This is a genomic window from Lactobacillus sp., from assembly GCF_014803895.1.
Genome location: NZ_JAAVAU010000020.1, coordinates 1 through 14850, shown reverse-complemented (window position 1 = coordinate 14850; position 14850 = coordinate 1). Strand labels below are relative to the sequence as shown.

Genomic DNA, 14850 nt, shown 5'->3' with positions numbered 1-14850 from the left:
GGCGGTTTAGGTGTAATCCATAAAAATCTTTCTATCGCAGCTCAAGTTGATGAAGTTGTTATAGTTAAGTCAAAAAAGATTGACCCAAATCTTCCTCATCCTAGTGTTGATAAAAATAATCGACTGCTTGTAGCAGCAGCCGTAGGTATTACTAGTGATACATTTGAAAGAGCCAATTCTCTTATTGATGCAGGTGTAGATGCTATTGTTGTCGATACTGCTCATGGACACTCAGCAGGAGTTTTACGTAAAATTGCAGAAATTCGCAAGCATTTTCCAAAGGTTACTTTAATTGCAGGCAATGTCGCTACTCAAACTGGAGCAGAAGCTTTATTTGAAGCAGGGGTAGATGTAGTTAAAGTTGGAATTGGACCAGGTTCAATTTGTACTACTCGCGTAGTAGCAGGTGTAGGAGTGCCCCAAATCACGGCAATTTTTGATGCAGCTCAAGCCGCAAAAAAATATAATAAAACAATTATTGCAGATGGAGGAATAAAGTACTCTGGAGATGTTGTAAAAGCACTTGCAGCTGGTGGTAATGCTGTAATGTTGGGTTCAATGCTTTCTGGTACTACAGAAGCACCTGGGACTATTTTTGTAAATGAAGGAAAGAAATATAAATCTTACCGGGGAATGGGTTCAATCGGTGCAATGTCACAACAACATGGTTCCTCAGATCGTTATTTCCAAGGTGGGGTAAATGAAGCTAATAAGCTTGTCCCTGAAGGTATTGAAGCCTTAGTTCCTTATAAAGGTGATGTGAGTGACATTCTTTATCAAATTGATGGTGGCTTACGTGCAGGAATGGGATATGTAGGAGCAGAAGATATTTCCACATTAATTGATGAAAGTCAATTTGTTCAAATTACCAATGCAGGTTTACGTGAATCGCATCCACATGATGTTCAAATTGCAAAAAGTGCTCCAAATTATAGTAGTAATTTAAAGTAAGAAAGTATGGCACATACTTTCTTAGTACAATATACGGCATTAACAGCATTTGAATCTTGTTGTTAGTGCCTTTTTCTGTAATGATAATTATATATATTTTTTAGAAAGTAGGAAACTGCATGAGTAGAACAGAACCTGTAACCTTAACAAATATGTGTATGATTAAAAATAAAGATAAAATTTTAGTCTTAAATCGTAATGATCCAATCTGGCCAGGACTAACATTTCCCGGTGGTCATGTTGAAGCTCATGAATCATTCCATGATTCAGTTGTTCGTGAAATAAAAGAAGAAACTGGTTTAACAATTAAAAATCCTAAACTTGCAGGAGTTAAGCAATTTTATGATCATGAACAACATCGTTACTTGGTATTCTTTTATATCGCAACCGAATTTAGCGGAGAGTTACAATCAAGCGATGAAGGTCAACTTACTTGGATGACAAAAAAAGAATTACTAAATTCAGATTTAGCTTATAATTTTGACCATGATTTGCCAGTTTACTTTGATGAAAGTATCAGCGAACATATCTTAGATGGTAAGCGAGACGAGCTTTTTTAGTCTATTTTAGGAAGTGGCTAGGTTATCTTCTTCTGAAAGACAAAATATTAGGATGAATAAAAAGTTTGTCTTAAAGCAAACTCAAATAGCACCATATGAAAGCATTAAAAAAGTAACTCGTATTTCGCTAATATTTGATTCGCTAGAATATGGTATTTATTTTATCGAAAAATGCATCAAATCAACCTAAAAACTTAGATAACTATTATATTTATCGGATTTTTAAAGTTAATAGTACTCAACCTAAAATTTATAAGATTGTACATTCTTTTAAAAATGATAATATTGATTTGTAATCTATTACATATAAAACGATAGTATCTATCAAGTAAATTAATAGTAAAGGAGATAAACATGACGCACAAAGAAAAAATGAATCGATATTTTGCTTTCACTGTATTAGCAGTTATATTAGGAACGCTAATTAAAACTATAGGGAGTTCATTTTAAATCTTTAATTTAAGATAAACTTTGCGACAAAACATTCCGTCAGCACTTAACGAATAATACGTTGAGTGTTTTTATTTACACTGCACTACAAAACTACAAAAACAAAGATTAGACTAAAAGGCTTGACTTCGATATTTAATCAGAGTCAAGCCTTAATGAATTTTTATCTAACTTTTATAGCTCAGTACACAATTTGTTTGATAAAATGAGCTTTTTATTGGCTATTATAATCTATAATTTGAATTTACTGCATTATTGCTGCCATCCAGTACAACAAATTCAATGCTATCTACTGGTATATAAGCAACGTGGACGGCATATGGATCATAATTATAATCATAATCTTTTAGAAAAATATGTACTCGGTAATAATATTTACCTTTATATTTAATAATATCAGGGTCGTTCTCACCAATAGTCTTGTCCATTAAATCTTGAAAAGTATCTACATAGATAATTTTATTCTTTTTAACAGTACGTTTTTTAAATAGTGAAGTGCCTCCAACTGTTTCATAAAGTTCGTCCTCACCACGGGGATGTGGTGGTGATACTAGAATAGTAGTATCCTTTTTAAATTTAAATCCCATGTCTTGGTTAGACTTTAATTTTTTTAAAAAGTTATTATATTTATTTACATAATTTTTTACACCTTTATCAGTATGATAATTAAAAGGTATAACATCTGAGGCTTTTACTTCTGCATATTCATTGTCATAGTCATCATAACCATCCTCATCTTCATCCACATTAATAGTAAAGTCGTAATTTTTATCAAAAAGTGAAAATGTCACAGAATATTTAGGAACAAGATACATTACACCAGCTTTAAGTGTTTGAAATACTCGTTTACTTTTAACACCTTTTAATTTTATATTTTTTTAGGAATAATAGCATCTGCTTTTTCATAATCTTTTATACTGTATCCTGCAATCTTTTCACTATTTTTTGTGGTTTTTTTACTACTCTTCTTGGTAGCCTTTTTGGTAGTCTTTTTAACTTTTTTGCTTGCAGCTTGAACAACGCTAGGAGCAGAAGTGTTAATAGCCACAGAACTTGCCACAGGTGCTACAGCTAACAATGCTGCAACAATAGCACTAACTTTAACTTTTTTATCCATTATTAAATTACTTCCTACATAGTTAGATAGTTTATATAATTAGAGAATAGCACCATTTATTGTTTTTTGACTTTAAATATGCCAAGATGCAATAAAATACTTTCTTATACTTTTGTAGTTACGGATTTTCATGAGTTAATTGGGTTTGCCAACTTTCTTTCACTTGGTTACCCATTAGAAGCAATCTAAAGGCAGTACAATTTTATCATCATGTTTATTGTGATACTTATTTGGTAGGGACTGATAAAATAGTAGGTGTCTTTTTTAATTCCACGATTAGGTGTGATTATTCAAGCTGTTGTGCCACTAATAATGAACAAATATTGTTTATTATTTCTTTCATCATACTACGATACAATTAAACTTCATTTACATCTTGAATTATCTCTTTATTAAAATACAATCTGTAGAAAATAAATGGCCAGTTAGCAAGTTTATTCAACAAAACTTGATTATAGGGCATCTAAAAATTACAAAATATTACAAAAATACTAGCTACGCTTTCTTTTATTTTTGGGACAAATTTGGGACAAATATGATAATAGTATACTAGTATTAGAAATTAACTGTTTATTATTTATTAATTTAGCACTATAATTCTAATTAAAAGTAAGTAAGGAGATAGCTATGAACAAAAAGTATTTAATCACATATTATTCATGGTCAGATAATACTAAAAGGGTAGCTAAAAATATTGCTGCGCAATTGCCTAACAGCAACCTGGCAGAAATTAAGGTTGCACCTGATGTATTTTCTGAAGATATGTACGAAACATTTGATATTTCTAAAGAACAAATTGCTACTAATAACTATCCTGATATTGATATAAGTATCGACGATTTTAATCAGTATGATTTAATCTTGGTCGGTAGTCCTATTTGGGGTGGTAAACCTGCAACTCCAATTTATACTTTTTTGAAAAAATTAAATGGTTATAAAGGTAAGGTGGCATCTTTCTATACAGATGTCGGTAGTATTGAAGATTATGATAAAGTGTTTAAACAGTGGGCTGACGGTTTAGATGTTTTACCAAGTGGACACGGTGATAGAAAATTAGATGAATGGACTTTAACCTTACAATAGAATAAATATTTTTTAGAGTAAATTATATAGTTTGCAAAAAGCTACTCTGGAGGATTACCCTCTGGAGTGGCTTTTTTGTTGTTTTTGTTTATACATTGGTATATACTTTATATAGTAACCTTTAAGATTTGAAGGAGGAACTCTTAATGACTAACACAACCGAATTGAAAAAGTGGGGTAACTCACATGCGGTTCGGTTACCAAAATCGATCCTAACCCAAGCTGGTATTGGTACTGAACCGACAACATTTGACGTTACCGTAAACAGTAACAAAGAGATTATTCTAAAAAAGAAAAAAAGCCCTGAAAGTTTAAAAGAACTTTTTGAGGGCTTTGATTATAAAAAATATTGGAATGACTGGAATAAAGAGCACCCTAATGAATCTAAAGAATTCGATTTAGGGAAACCAGTTGGAAGAGAACTTTTATAGAAGTTTTTCCTGAAGGGAGGTGAATAGATGGCAAAAGATTTTTTGCATCAAGGTGACATTATTAAGTTAAACCTTGATCCAACATTAGGTCATGAACAAGCCGGATACCGTCCTGTATTAGTAGTGTCTAATGATGAATTTAACAAAATGTGTAATGGTTTGGTAAGTGTAGTACCCATTACTTCAAAGAAAAAAGATTTTCCGTTAAATATTGATTTACCAGAAAATCTTCCAATTGAAGGGCAAGCTTTATTATCACAAGGGAGAACAGTAGATACTACAGCTAGAGGCTATAGTTATTGGTGTTCGGTTCCTGATGATTTCAGGCAACAAATTGTTAAATTTATAAAATTTATTTATTAAAAAATAGCTTACAGTAGAGCTGAAGCTATTTTACCTATATGATGATGTTTAGCTAACAACATTATATAGGTCTTTTTTTATAGACTCAAGTTATTTAGAAATATTAAATGACCACTCGGGAGGATTTGCCTCTGGGGTGGCTTTTTTATTGATGCACACTTGATGCACATAAGCTATATTTGGGTTAATACGGTAAAATCACTTTATTGATATATCAGTTTTTACTCAAGTTTTAGTTATACGCATAACGTATACTATTATAAGATTTTGGCAATTTTTTATTTATATTTTTGGCACTATAATTCTAATTGAAAGTTAACAAGAGGAGATAAATCTATGAGTAAAAAATATTTAGTTACATATTATTCTTGGTCCGGCACTACCAAAAAAGTAGCTGAAAATATCGCTGCTCAACTACCCAATAGTGATTTGGCGGAAATCAAAGTTGCTCCGGATGTATTTTCTAAAGATATGTACGATACTTTTGATATTTCTAAAGAACAAATTGCTAACAGTACTTATCCTGAAATTAGCATCGATGTCGATGATTTTGATAAGTACGACCTAATCTTGGTAGGCAGTCCTGTTTGGGGGGGGTAAACCTGCAACTCCAATTTATACTTTCTTGAAAAAATTAAATGGCTACAAAGGCAAGGTTGCTTCATTCTATACTGACGCTGGCAGCGTTGGTGACTATGATCAAGTCTTTAAAGAATGGGCTGATGCTTTAGATGTCTTGCTAAGTGGTCATGGTGATAGAAACTTAGATGAATGGACTTTAGCTTTACAATAAAAGGAGATATTAATAATGACAAACGAAGTATTTAGTTTAAATAATGATGTAAAAATTCCAGCAATTGGTTTAGGTACTTTCCAAATGGAACCTGATGATGCTGAAAAGGCAACTTTAGAAGCAATTCAAGATGGTTACCGTTTAATCGATACTGCCAATGGTTACATGAATGAAAAGGCAGTTGGTCGTGCAATTGCTAAGAGTGGTATTAATCGTGAAGAATTATTTATTTCTTCTAAGTTATGGCCAACTGTTTACGAAAAAGAAACTGCAGTTGATGATACTCTAAGACGTTTGAGTCTTGATTACTTAGACTTGCTCTTCTTGCACCAACCATCAGGTGACTGGAAGGTTGGCTACCGTCAACTTGAAAAAGCCTACAAAGAAGGCAAAATCAAGGCAATTGGTATTTCTAATTTTGAAGGAAAAGAATTAGATGAATTGTTGACCTTTGCAGAAATTAAGCCACAAGTAATCCAATTTGAAGCTCACCCATACTTTACTGCTCAAAAAGTTATGGCAACTTTGAAACCTTATGACACTCGTTTGATGGCTTGGTACCCATTGGGTCACGGTGATAGTTCCTTGATGCAGCAACCAATCTTTACTAAACTTGGTGAAAAATATGGTAAAAGCAATGTTCAAATTATCTTACGTTGGCATGTTCAAGCCGGTCATATTGTAATTCCTGGTTCAACTAATCCAGCTCACATTAAGTTAAATCTTGATATCTTTGACTTTGAATTAACTGATGAGGAAATGGCAGAAATTGCTAAGCTTGATACTGAAAAGCGCTACTACAATCCAAATCCAGAGATGGTTGCTGGTTATGCAAAGATGGACATGGATTTTGATAGTCAAAAGTAGTCAAATATTTTTCTCTAAAGTCGATGAATAAACTTCATCGGCTTTTTTGATTGACTTTTTTAGCTTTTGATAAATAGGAGTAACAAGTTGTCGATCATTTTTTAAAAAACTTGCAAATAGAGGTAACTGAGCTAATGTACTAGAAACTGGAATAATTTTACGTTTAGTATTTTTGATAAAATGTGGGTCATCAAGTGCTAAGCTGCTTTTAAAAAGCGGAAAATCAGAATATTCTACCAATTCATTGTAAGAATCTAAATTTTGTTGATAAATAAGCTGGATATTAGGAATATTATTTTCTATTAGATTTTTCCATTCACCTAAATGTTTTAAAACAATAAATTCATTTCCACTTAGGTCAGCGAAAGAGACGCTCGCTTGTGAATAAAGACTATTGTAAGAAGTTAACATTACTGAGAGTTTTTCTTTCCCCAGATATTCAGAGGTAATATCTTTAGTTTCAATTGAATTAGAAGAAATAATTAAGCTGTAATGATGAGTTTTCAAGTTTTCTTTCACTCGGGCAGTGCTTAACATATTGTTACTAATCCGCACATCTTTTAGATTTAAATCTTGCAAGAGCTGAACTATTGCAGGAGTAGAGGCTCCAACTGTAAGCATTTGAAATTTTTGATAGTAATTTTTAATTACTGTAGGTAGTTTTTCTTCTTGATGTAAGATTTTTTCTACTTCTCTCACTGTGAATTTACCAATATCAGTTAGAACCAATTTTTGCGGTTGATGAATAAAAAGAGGAACACCTAACTGCTTTTCCAACTTTTTAAGACCACGACTAACACTAGCTGGAGTGACGTGTAATTGATGACTAGTTTCTTTTAAAGATCCTGTTTGAGCAAAAGTGACTAAGTATTGATAAAGGTAGTTTTCAATCATTTTTATTTTCTCCTTAGTTTACATTATACGTAAACTAGCATAAATAACTAGTAATTTTCAAGTCTCCCTTTTCTCTATAAACTATTAATGAAAGTTAAGCAAGAAGGGAGCATTTAAATTGGATACAAAAGCAGAAACAAATAATAAAACTGCATTTGGTATTATTTTGCCAATTGTTTTAATCAGTTACTTTTTAATTTTATTGAATAATTCATTAGTTTTTACAAGTACAGTTCAAATCGGGCAAGAGCTACATATGAATAATATCATGGTGGCTTGGGTCAGCAATGCCTATTCATTGACGTTCGGAGGCTTCTTAGCTTTGGGCGCTAGGTTAGGGGACATCATTGGTAGACGTAAGGTCCTACTTATTGGTTTAATTGTCTTTACAATGGCATCATTTTTAGTTGGTATTTCTTTTAATCCAGGGATGCTAATAGCAATGAGAGCTTTACAAGGAATTGGTGGTTCATTCTTGGCCCCAGCTACGTTAGCCTTACTAATGGATTACTATGAAGGAAAACAACTTACTAAGGCTATTGCATATTATGGAGCTACTGCTGGAATTGGATCAAGTTTAGGTTTAATCATTGGTGGTATCATTTCTAGTTACTCTAGTTGGAGAAATGGTTTCTACCTTGATATGGTTGTGGGAATTATCTTAATTTTGATGTCAATTAAGTTTGTTCATCCCAAGCAAGAACTTGACTCTGATAGAAAAATTGACTGGTGGGGTGCGATTACTTCTGTAATTGGGTTTAGTAGCTTAGTTTATAGTATTAATGCTACAAGCTTTAGAACTGTGGCTATTATTTTGACGATTATCAGTTTAGTAGCCTTCGTTTTAATCGAAAATAAGATTGAAAATCCGCTAATGCCTTTAGTTATCTTTAAAGATAATCAAAGAGCTAGTGCCTTAGTTGCTAGATTTTTTATGTTAGGAGCCAGCATGGCGTACTTTTTCTTAATGCCACAAGCTATGCAAAAAGTATTTGGCATTACGCCATTACTTGCTGCAATTGGATTTTTACCATTAACTGTGGTGCAATTTATTATTTCATTATTTGTAGCAAGACTAAGCTTTAGATTTTCAAATGCGACAGTTTTATTCGTAGGTTCATTATTTGATATTGTAGGAATAAGCCTAGGTGCATTCCTAGGTATTAATTCTGGATATCTACTCGGCATAGCTATTCCAATGGTATTAATAGGCTTGGGCCAAGGATTATTAATGAGTCCAATGACTGTAGCTGGAGTTGCTGGTGTAGATGATGACATTGCTGGTGCAGCGTCAGGCGTGGTTAATACTGTTCACCAAATTGGTGGGGCAGTTGGATTATCAATTGTTTCAGGATTAGTAGCTTCGATTAGTAACCCGGTTACCAGCATTAATCACGCTCAATTCTGGATGGCAATTTTGTTAATTCCTGTGGTTTTATCCGCAATTAATATTTTTCGCGGGCCTCATGAATAAGATTTATGTATAAGATGAATGTTAATTCTAGCATTCATCTTTTTTATTTCATTTTACTATACACTTCATGTATAGCATCATCAACTTTTAGTAATTTTCTAACTAAGAGTAAGCAGATATACTTTAATTATCAACTTAAGAAAATAAAAAGTAATCAGAAAGAAGTACATATAAATGAATGTTATTTTAGCGCTTTTACCAGCAATTGGCTGGGGAGTTATTCCGTTAATCGTAAGTAAAGTTAAAGATAGCCATCCAGCTAACCAAATCTTAGGTGTTGGAATTGGAGCAACAATTGTTGGAATTATCGTAACTTTGACTCAGCATCCCCAAATGACAATGGGTATTTCACTATTATCACTTTTGTCAGGGATGTTTTGGGCAATTGGTCAAATTGGTCAGTTCGTATCTTTCACTAGAATGGGCGTAAGCAAAACAATGCCAATTTCAACCGGTTTACAACTAGTTGGTAATACAATTATCGGGGCCTTGATTTTTGGTGAATGGAGCAGTGTTAACCAATACGTTATCGGAATTCTAGCCTTGATTTTGATTATTATCGGTGTAGCTTTAACTGCCGTTTCTAATGATCCAAATTCCAAGAAGATGACTGGTAGAGATTTGCTCTTCTTATTAGTAACTACTATTGGTTATTGGGTCTACTCAGCCTTTCCTAAAGCAGTAAATGCCGATGCACAAAGTTTATTTTTACCACAAATGATTGGTATCTTGATTGGTGCGATTTTGTACGCTATTTTCACTAAGCAAGCCAAAGTATTTACTCAAAGAGCTTCTTGGTTAGATGCTTTTGCCGGCATTGCCTTTGGGATTGGTGCTTACACTTACATCATTTCTGCTCAAGCAAATGGTGTTACCAACGCCTTCATCTACAGTCAATTGAGTGTAATTATCTCAACTGTTGGTGGGATGACACTTTTGAAGGAATACAAGCACGGTAAAGAATTAGTTTCTACCTTAGTGGGGCTAGCTTTGATCGTTATTGGTGCAGTCATGTAGGAGAAGAATATGAATTTTTTAAAAAGGATTGCCTTATTATTGGGCTTTGTAGCTATTGCAGGAGGTTTAGCTGCATGCTCAAATAGTAAGAGTAGTACAAATAGCAGTCAATCATCTAAGAAAGTAAGTAAAGTGAATAAAACTTCTAAAAACAGTAAGACTTTAATTTTATATTTCTCTTTGAGTGGCAGTACTAAAGAAGCTGCTGAATATATTCAAAAAGAAACTGGCGCTGACATGATTCGTTTGCAACCAGTAAAAGCCTACAAGGGTTATGATGACGCCGCAAAACGTGGTGACCGCGAAAGAAGGAAAAATATTCACCCAGCTTTGAAGACTAAGATTCCTAATTTTTCTAAATATGAAAATGTAATTATTGGTTACCCAACTTGGTGGAGTAGACCACCAATGTTAATCAGTACTTTGTTTGATGACTACAATTTCAAAGGTAAAAATGTCACTGCCTTTACTACTAGCATGAGTACGCCAATTGGACCATCTGAACAATACATTCGTCGGATGGCACAGAATGAAGGTGCGGATTTTGTTAACGGTATTCGCTACGACAACAATAAATCTGAAGTAAGACAATGGCTTAAAAAGATTGGTCTTTTGAAAGAAAATTAGGTGAAGCCTATGGGAAGGATCTGGAAGCTAGTGGGCACATTAATCGCAGCGAGTGGATTATTGGGATGCAGTGCCAAATCAAATTCAAATAATGCTGCATCAGTCAAAGAAAATAATCCCAGTCAAACGGAAATTTTAACTTATCAAACTACGTATAATAATAAAAAGGTTACCAAGAAAGCTTTAGTCTACTTGCCTAAAAATTATCATAAAAATGCCAAGCACAATGTTTTGTATCTTTTGCATGGCTCAACTGAAGTAAAAGATGGTATTTCACAACTTTATCAAGAAGGTAATTTTAAGCAGGTTTTTGATAATTGGGATAAAAATACGATTGTCGTTTTTCCAACTTATTATCCAACGACTAAACAAGTAACTTCTAATTACTATAGTGATAATCCCTTGAACAAGCGTTTTGCTAAAACAGAATTAGTAGATGATTTAATGCCGGCTGTAGCCAAAAAGTATAAAACTTATGCTAAAGATGGCAGTAAAGCGGCTTTACAAAAGGCGCGCAATCATCAAGCATTTGGCGGTTTTTCAATGGGCTCAATCACCACTTGGTATGTTTTTCAATATGACTTACCATATTTCAAGTATTTCATTCCAATGGCTGGCGATTCTTGGACTGTAGAATCTGATGGTGGAGCAAGTGCACCTAAAGAAACAGCGCAAGTTTTGGCTAATGCGGTTAAGGAGAATAACGACTTATCGTTTGAAATTTTTGCTGGTGTAGGCTCTGGTGATGGTACAAGTGGCTCAATGACTCCGCAAATTAACGCAATGAAAAAGTTGCCTGAATTTAAGGATAAAATTCAATATTATATTGTCCCTGACGGTAATCATGATGCGCAGACAACGGCAAAAATCATTAGACATTACAATAGAAAAATATTTAAATAAAGGATGCAAGTAGGATTACATCCTTTATTTTTTGTATATCTATAGGTGATAAATTATGTTCAATCAAATTAGATATTTTATTTCAGTAGTTAAAAATAAAAATTTTACAAAAGCTGCTGAGGAATGTCATATCTCACAACCAGCCATTTCACAGCAAATTAAAGAGCTCGAGTCGGAATTAGGCGTCCAACTTTTAGAAAGAACAGGACGTAGCTTTACTGTGACTCGAGCTGGTAAGTATTTCTACAATCATAGCCAAGATTTATTAAACAATCTCAACGAGTTAATTTCTGAAACAAAAGAAATTGGCAATCAAAAAGAAGAACCATTTATTTTGCATGCTGGTTATTTGCGTAATTTTGGAACTAGTGAATTTTTGCGAGCAGTATCAGAGTTTTCAACAGAATTTTCTGATGTTCAATTAAAAATTACTAGTGGCAGTCACGAAAAACTATTTAACATGCTAGAAGAAGATAAATTAGATATTGCTTTTAGTGATTTAAGAAGAGCTCCTTCTAATAAATATGTAAACAAATTTTTAACTTCAAGTAATTTCGAAGTTTTAATTAATAAAAAACAAGTCGATGCCAATCAAACTAAAGTTGAAAGTCAAGCCTTGCGTGATTTGCCATGCATTTTAATCGTTGGGCCAAATGAACAGGGCGATGAAGAAAAATACTATCAAGATGTTTTAAATATCAGCGGTGATTTTGTAACTGCATCTACTTATGATGAAGCAATTATGATGGCAACTTTGAATCAAGGCTATTTAATTATTAATGATCGTGTTAAAGATACGATTACTTTGAATGATGATTTAGTTAGTTTGCCTCTGTACAATGGTGATCAACAGTTATCACAAGAATACTATGCCTTTTGGAAAGCAGATAATTCTGGCTACTACATTGAGAGCTTCTTTGATATTTTAGAAAAACAATTTAATAATTAATAAGTTTTACTTATCAAAAGACCTAAGAACAAGAAATTGTTCCTAGGCCTTTTTGCTTCTACAATAATAATTGAAATTTGAATTAAACACATGAGGTGAAAAATTATGACAAACGTTTTAATTATTGGTGCTACTGGTACTGTAGGTAGAGCAGCAACTGAAGCTCTTTTAGAAAATACAAATGATAATCTTACCTTATTCTCTCGTTCAGCTAACAGACTTAGCGTAGCTGATCCAACTAGAGAAAAGACAATTTCTGGGGATGTAACTAATCAAGCTGACTTGGACAAGGCTTTACAAGGACAAGATGCTGTGTTTGCCGCATTAAGTGGTAATTTAGGACGTTTTGCTAAGAGTATTGTTGAAGCAATGAATCGAAATGACGTAAAACGTTTAGTATTTATTACTTCTATGGGAATTTATAATGAAATTCCTGCTAGTGTTGGTGGTGGTAATTTGAGAACTAACCCAACTTTAAGAACTTACCGCGACGCAGCTAATGTTATTGAAGCATCTGACTTGAACTACACTATTGTTCGTCCTGGTTGGTTCACTGGTGGCCCCGTTAATTACGAAGTAACTAGAAAAGGCGAACCATTTGGTGGTCATGATGTTTCAGTTGCATCAATTGGCGATTTAGTTCAAAAACTAGTCGATGATGATTCACTTTATCTAAGAGATAGTGTGGGTATCAATACCCCTGAATAATAAAACATTAAGAGTAAAAAGTTTTGATTTTGGGTGCATTAAATTGATTTATTAAGGGAGAAAAATATGAAAAAAGAAGTAGTTGTTTTATTTGGTAGTGGATCAATTGGTGAAGCTATTGTTAGACGGGTTGCGAGTGGTAAAAAATTATTACTGGCTGACTACAATGAAGATAACTTAAAAAATGTGCAAAAGAGATTACAAGAAGCAGGTTTTGATGTAGAAACAATCAAGGCTGATTTATCTTCTCGTGAATCAATTCAAAATGTAGTTAAGAAAGCTCAAGAGTTAGGTAAAATTAAGCACTTAGTCAATGCAGCAGGTGTGTCACCATCTCAAACTACTCCTGAGCAAGTCTTGAAAGTGGATTTGTATGGCACCTCAGTTTTACTTGAAGAATTCGGAAAAGTTATTGCTGAAGGTGGGAGTGGAATTATTATTTCTTCTCAATCTGGTCATCGTTTACCCGCATTAGGTCAAGAGAACGATAAAAAACTTGCTATGACTCCAACCGAAAAATTGCTTGATTTAGATATTTTGCAACCCGATGTAATTACCGATTCACTTTTTGCTTACCAATATGCTAAACGTGAGAATGTGTTGCGTGTTGCTAGTGAATCAGTAAATTGGCAAAAGCGTGGTGCCAGAATTAATGCCATTTCTCCCGGAATAGTAATGACTCCACTTGCCTTGGATGAATTAAATGGCCCACGTGGTGCCGGCTACAAGAAAATGTTTGAATCGATGGTAACTAAGCGTCCAGCAACTTCGGATGAAATTGCTAGTTTAGCTCAATATTTAATGAGTGACCAAGCAGCTTTTATTACAGGTAGTGATTTTTTAATTGATGGTGGTGTTACCGCTCAGTATTGGTACGGTAATGTTGACGAAGTTAGAAATTAATACAAAAAAGCACTCAATATTATAGATTACTTTTTTATAAGTATAAGTAGAGATAGAGAATGAGGTACAATGTGTGACTGATGAACAACAAATAATTTCACTTTACCGCAAAGAAAACCAAGCTATAGTTGACAAAGACATTAACACACTTAACCAAATTTTAGCTCCAAGCATGGAACTTACTCATATGACTGGTTATATTCAACCTAAGATGGAATGGATCGACCAAATCCAAAATGAAGAAATGAAATATTATTCTTCTGATGAAGAAGCGATTGAAGATATTGAAATAAATGGCGATACAGCATCATTTATTGGTAAAAATCGTGTTAAAGCCAGAATTTGGGGTGGTAGTATTTCTACTTGGCAACTTCAAATGAAAATGTATTTTGCTAAAGAAAATGGTAAGTGGGTTATAGTTAAACAAGTTGCTAGCGTATATTAATCAGCGGTATACAAGGGTTTTAGTCTTTTTTATTTTTCATTTGAAAAAATCGAAATTTATACTTGCAATTAGTAAGTAACGTGTTATAATTTTTATAACAAGTAAATCAAAAACAACACACTAATACAAAAGGAGAATAAAAATGGTTTATTCAGAATTAAAAGATAAAGTCGCAGTTATTACTGGTGGTTCCAAAGGTATCGGTACTGCTATTAGTGAAAGATTCGGTAAAGAAGGCATGAAAGTTGTCATCAACTACCACTCAGATGAAAAAGGTGCTCAAGCAGCTGCTGATGCCGTTAAGAAAAATGGTGG

General features: G+C 33.4%; 20 protein-coding genes. 17 read left to right on the top strand and 3 right to left on the bottom strand.

Going from position 1 to position 14850, the window contains the following annotated elements; all coding sequences use genetic code 11:
* Together HDR40_RS06540 and HDR40_RS06535 are read left to right on the top strand one after the other, a co-directional pair.
* Positions 1-951: IMP dehydrogenase (locus HDR40_RS06540; protein ID WP_290627694.1), on the top strand; the 951-nt coding region annotated here is incomplete at its 5' end.
* 119 nt (positions 952-1070) lie between these two features.
* On the top strand, positions 1071-1511 hold the full coding sequence (locus HDR40_RS06535) for an 8-oxo-dGTP diphosphatase (RefSeq protein ID WP_290627692.1): 441 nt from the start codon (positions 1071-1073) through the stop codon (positions 1509-1511).
* 674 nt (positions 1512-2185) lie between these two features.
* Here the strand turns inward: HDR40_RS06535 and HDR40_RS06530 are convergent.
* Positions 2186-2776, bottom strand: coding sequence for a hypothetical protein (locus HDR40_RS06530; protein ID WP_290627690.1), 591 nt, complete (start codon positions 2774-2776; stop codon positions 2186-2188).
* 53 nt (positions 2777-2829) lie between these two features.
* Entirely contained in the window at positions 2830-3078 is a 249-nt protein-coding gene (locus HDR40_RS06525; protein ID WP_290627689.1) for a hypothetical protein, read from the bottom strand.
* A gap of 627 nt (positions 3079-3705) precedes the next feature.
* Between HDR40_RS06525 and HDR40_RS06520 the strand changes: the two genes are divergently transcribed.
* From HDR40_RS06520 to HDR40_RS06495, 6 genes are all read left to right on the top strand, one after another.
* Positions 3706-4161 carry a flavodoxin gene (locus HDR40_RS06520; protein ID WP_290627688.1) on the top strand — a complete coding sequence of 152 codons (456 nt, stop codon included), beginning with the start codon at positions 3706-3708 and terminating at the stop codon, positions 4159-4161.
* Between the two features lie 146 nt (positions 4162-4307).
* Entirely contained in the window at positions 4308-4592 is a 285-nt protein-coding gene (locus HDR40_RS06515) for an AbrB/MazE/SpoVT family DNA-binding domain-containing protein (protein WP_290627687.1), read from the top strand.
* Positions 4593-4619: 27 nt separating this feature from the next.
* A complete protein-coding gene (locus HDR40_RS06510; RefSeq protein WP_290627686.1) occupies positions 4620-4955 on the top strand; it encodes a type II toxin-antitoxin system PemK/MazF family toxin in 336 nt (111 codons plus the stop codon).
* A 336-nt stretch (positions 4956-5291) separates the two neighbouring features.
* On the top strand, positions 5292-5555 hold the full coding sequence (locus HDR40_RS06505; protein WP_290627685.1) for a flavodoxin: 264 nt from the start codon (positions 5292-5294) through the stop codon (positions 5553-5555).
* A 25-nt stretch (positions 5556-5580) separates the two neighbouring features.
* Positions 5581-5748: a hypothetical protein gene (locus HDR40_RS06500; RefSeq protein ID WP_290627684.1), complete on the top strand. Its 168-nt coding sequence runs from the start codon at positions 5581-5583 to the stop codon at positions 5746-5748.
* 15 nt (positions 5749-5763) lie between these two features.
* Positions 5764-6615, top strand: a complete 852-nt coding sequence (locus tag HDR40_RS06495; protein WP_290627683.1) for an aldo/keto reductase — start codon at positions 5764-5766, stop codon at positions 6613-6615.
* Here HDR40_RS06495 and HDR40_RS06490 read toward each other — a convergent pair whose 3' ends face one another.
* Positions 6616-7509: a LysR family transcriptional regulator gene (locus HDR40_RS06490; RefSeq protein WP_290627682.1), complete on the bottom strand. Its 894-nt coding sequence runs from the start codon at positions 7507-7509 to the stop codon at positions 6616-6618. It lies immediately after the preceding gene.
* A gap of 118 nt (positions 7510-7627) precedes the next feature.
* On the opposite strand from HDR40_RS06490, the gene HDR40_RS06485 reads away from it, so the two are divergent.
* From HDR40_RS06485 to HDR40_RS06445, 9 genes are all read left to right on the top strand, one after another.
* The gene (locus HDR40_RS06485; protein ID WP_290627681.1) at positions 7628-8983 is read left to right on the top strand and encodes an MFS transporter; all 1356 of its coding nucleotides are present in this window, start codon (positions 7628-7630) and stop codon (positions 8981-8983) included.
* Positions 8984-9157: 174 nt separating this feature from the next.
* Positions 9158-10000: a GRP family sugar transporter gene (locus HDR40_RS06480; RefSeq protein WP_290627680.1), complete on the top strand. Its 843-nt coding sequence runs from the start codon at positions 9158-9160 to the stop codon at positions 9998-10000.
* A 9-nt stretch (positions 10001-10009) separates the two neighbouring features.
* Entirely contained in the window at positions 10010-10627 is a 618-nt protein-coding gene (locus tag HDR40_RS06475; RefSeq protein WP_290627679.1) for a flavodoxin, read from the top strand.
* A gap of 30 nt (positions 10628-10657) precedes the next feature.
* The gene (locus HDR40_RS06470; RefSeq protein WP_290627678.1) at positions 10658-11530 is read left to right on the top strand and encodes an alpha/beta hydrolase-fold protein; all 873 of its coding nucleotides are present in this window, start codon (positions 10658-10660) and stop codon (positions 11528-11530) included.
* Between the two features lie 55 nt (positions 11531-11585).
* Positions 11586-12479 (top strand): LysR family transcriptional regulator, encoded by an 894-nt coding sequence (locus tag HDR40_RS06465; RefSeq protein WP_290627677.1) that lies wholly within the window; start codon positions 11586-11588, stop codon positions 12477-12479.
* A 105-nt stretch (positions 12480-12584) separates the two neighbouring features.
* Entirely contained in the window at positions 12585-13187 is a 603-nt protein-coding gene (locus HDR40_RS06460; protein ID WP_290627676.1) for an NAD(P)H-binding protein, read from the top strand.
* 66 nt (positions 13188-13253) lie between these two features.
* Positions 13254-14090 (top strand): SDR family oxidoreductase, encoded by an 837-nt coding sequence (locus tag HDR40_RS06455; protein ID WP_290627675.1) that lies wholly within the window; start codon positions 13254-13256, stop codon positions 14088-14090.
* Positions 14091-14163: 73 nt separating this feature from the next.
* Positions 14164-14535: a nuclear transport factor 2 family protein gene (locus tag HDR40_RS06450; RefSeq protein WP_290627674.1), complete on the top strand. Its 372-nt coding sequence runs from the start codon at positions 14164-14166 to the stop codon at positions 14533-14535.
* 142 nt (positions 14536-14677) lie between these two features.
* A partial coding sequence (locus HDR40_RS06445; protein ID WP_290626753.1) for an SDR family NAD(P)-dependent oxidoreductase occupies positions 14678-14850 on the top strand: 173 nt, incomplete at its 3' end.

Coding starts and splice junctions, on each gene's coding strand:
- HDR40_RS06535 (WP_290627692.1), top strand. CDS start 1,071: ATGAGTAGAACAGAACCTGTAACCTTAACAAATATGTGTATGATTAAA.
- HDR40_RS06530 (WP_290627690.1), bottom strand. CDS start 2,776: ATGTATCTTGTTCCTAAATATTCTGTGACATTTTCACTTTTTGATAAA.
- HDR40_RS06525 (WP_290627689.1), bottom strand. CDS start 3,078: ATGGATAAAAAAGTTAAAGTTAGTGCTATTGTTGCAGCATTGTTAGCT.
- HDR40_RS06520 (WP_290627688.1), top strand. CDS start 3,706: ATGAACAAAAAGTATTTAATCACATATTATTCATGGTCAGATAATACT.
- HDR40_RS06515 (WP_290627687.1), top strand. CDS start 4,308: ATGACTAACACAACCGAATTGAAAAAGTGGGGTAACTCACATGCGGTT.
- HDR40_RS06510 (WP_290627686.1), top strand. CDS start 4,620: ATGGCAAAAGATTTTTTGCATCAAGGTGACATTATTAAGTTAAACCTT.
- HDR40_RS06505 (WP_290627685.1), top strand. CDS start 5,292: ATGAGTAAAAAATATTTAGTTACATATTATTCTTGGTCCGGCACTACC.
- HDR40_RS06495 (WP_290627683.1), top strand. CDS start 5,764: ATGACAAACGAAGTATTTAGTTTAAATAATGATGTAAAAATTCCAGCA.
- HDR40_RS06490 (WP_290627682.1), bottom strand. CDS start 7,509: ATGATTGAAAACTACCTTTATCAATACTTAGTCACTTTTGCTCAAACA.
- HDR40_RS06480 (WP_290627680.1), top strand. CDS start 9,158: ATGAATGTTATTTTAGCGCTTTTACCAGCAATTGGCTGGGGAGTTATT.
- HDR40_RS06475 (WP_290627679.1), top strand. CDS start 10,010: ATGAATTTTTTAAAAAGGATTGCCTTATTATTGGGCTTTGTAGCTATT.
- HDR40_RS06465 (WP_290627677.1), top strand. CDS start 11,586: ATGTTCAATCAAATTAGATATTTTATTTCAGTAGTTAAAAATAAAAAT.
- HDR40_RS06460 (WP_290627676.1), top strand. CDS start 12,585: ATGACAAACGTTTTAATTATTGGTGCTACTGGTACTGTAGGTAGAGCA.
- HDR40_RS06455 (WP_290627675.1), top strand. CDS start 13,254: ATGAAAAAAGAAGTAGTTGTTTTATTTGGTAGTGGATCAATTGGTGAA.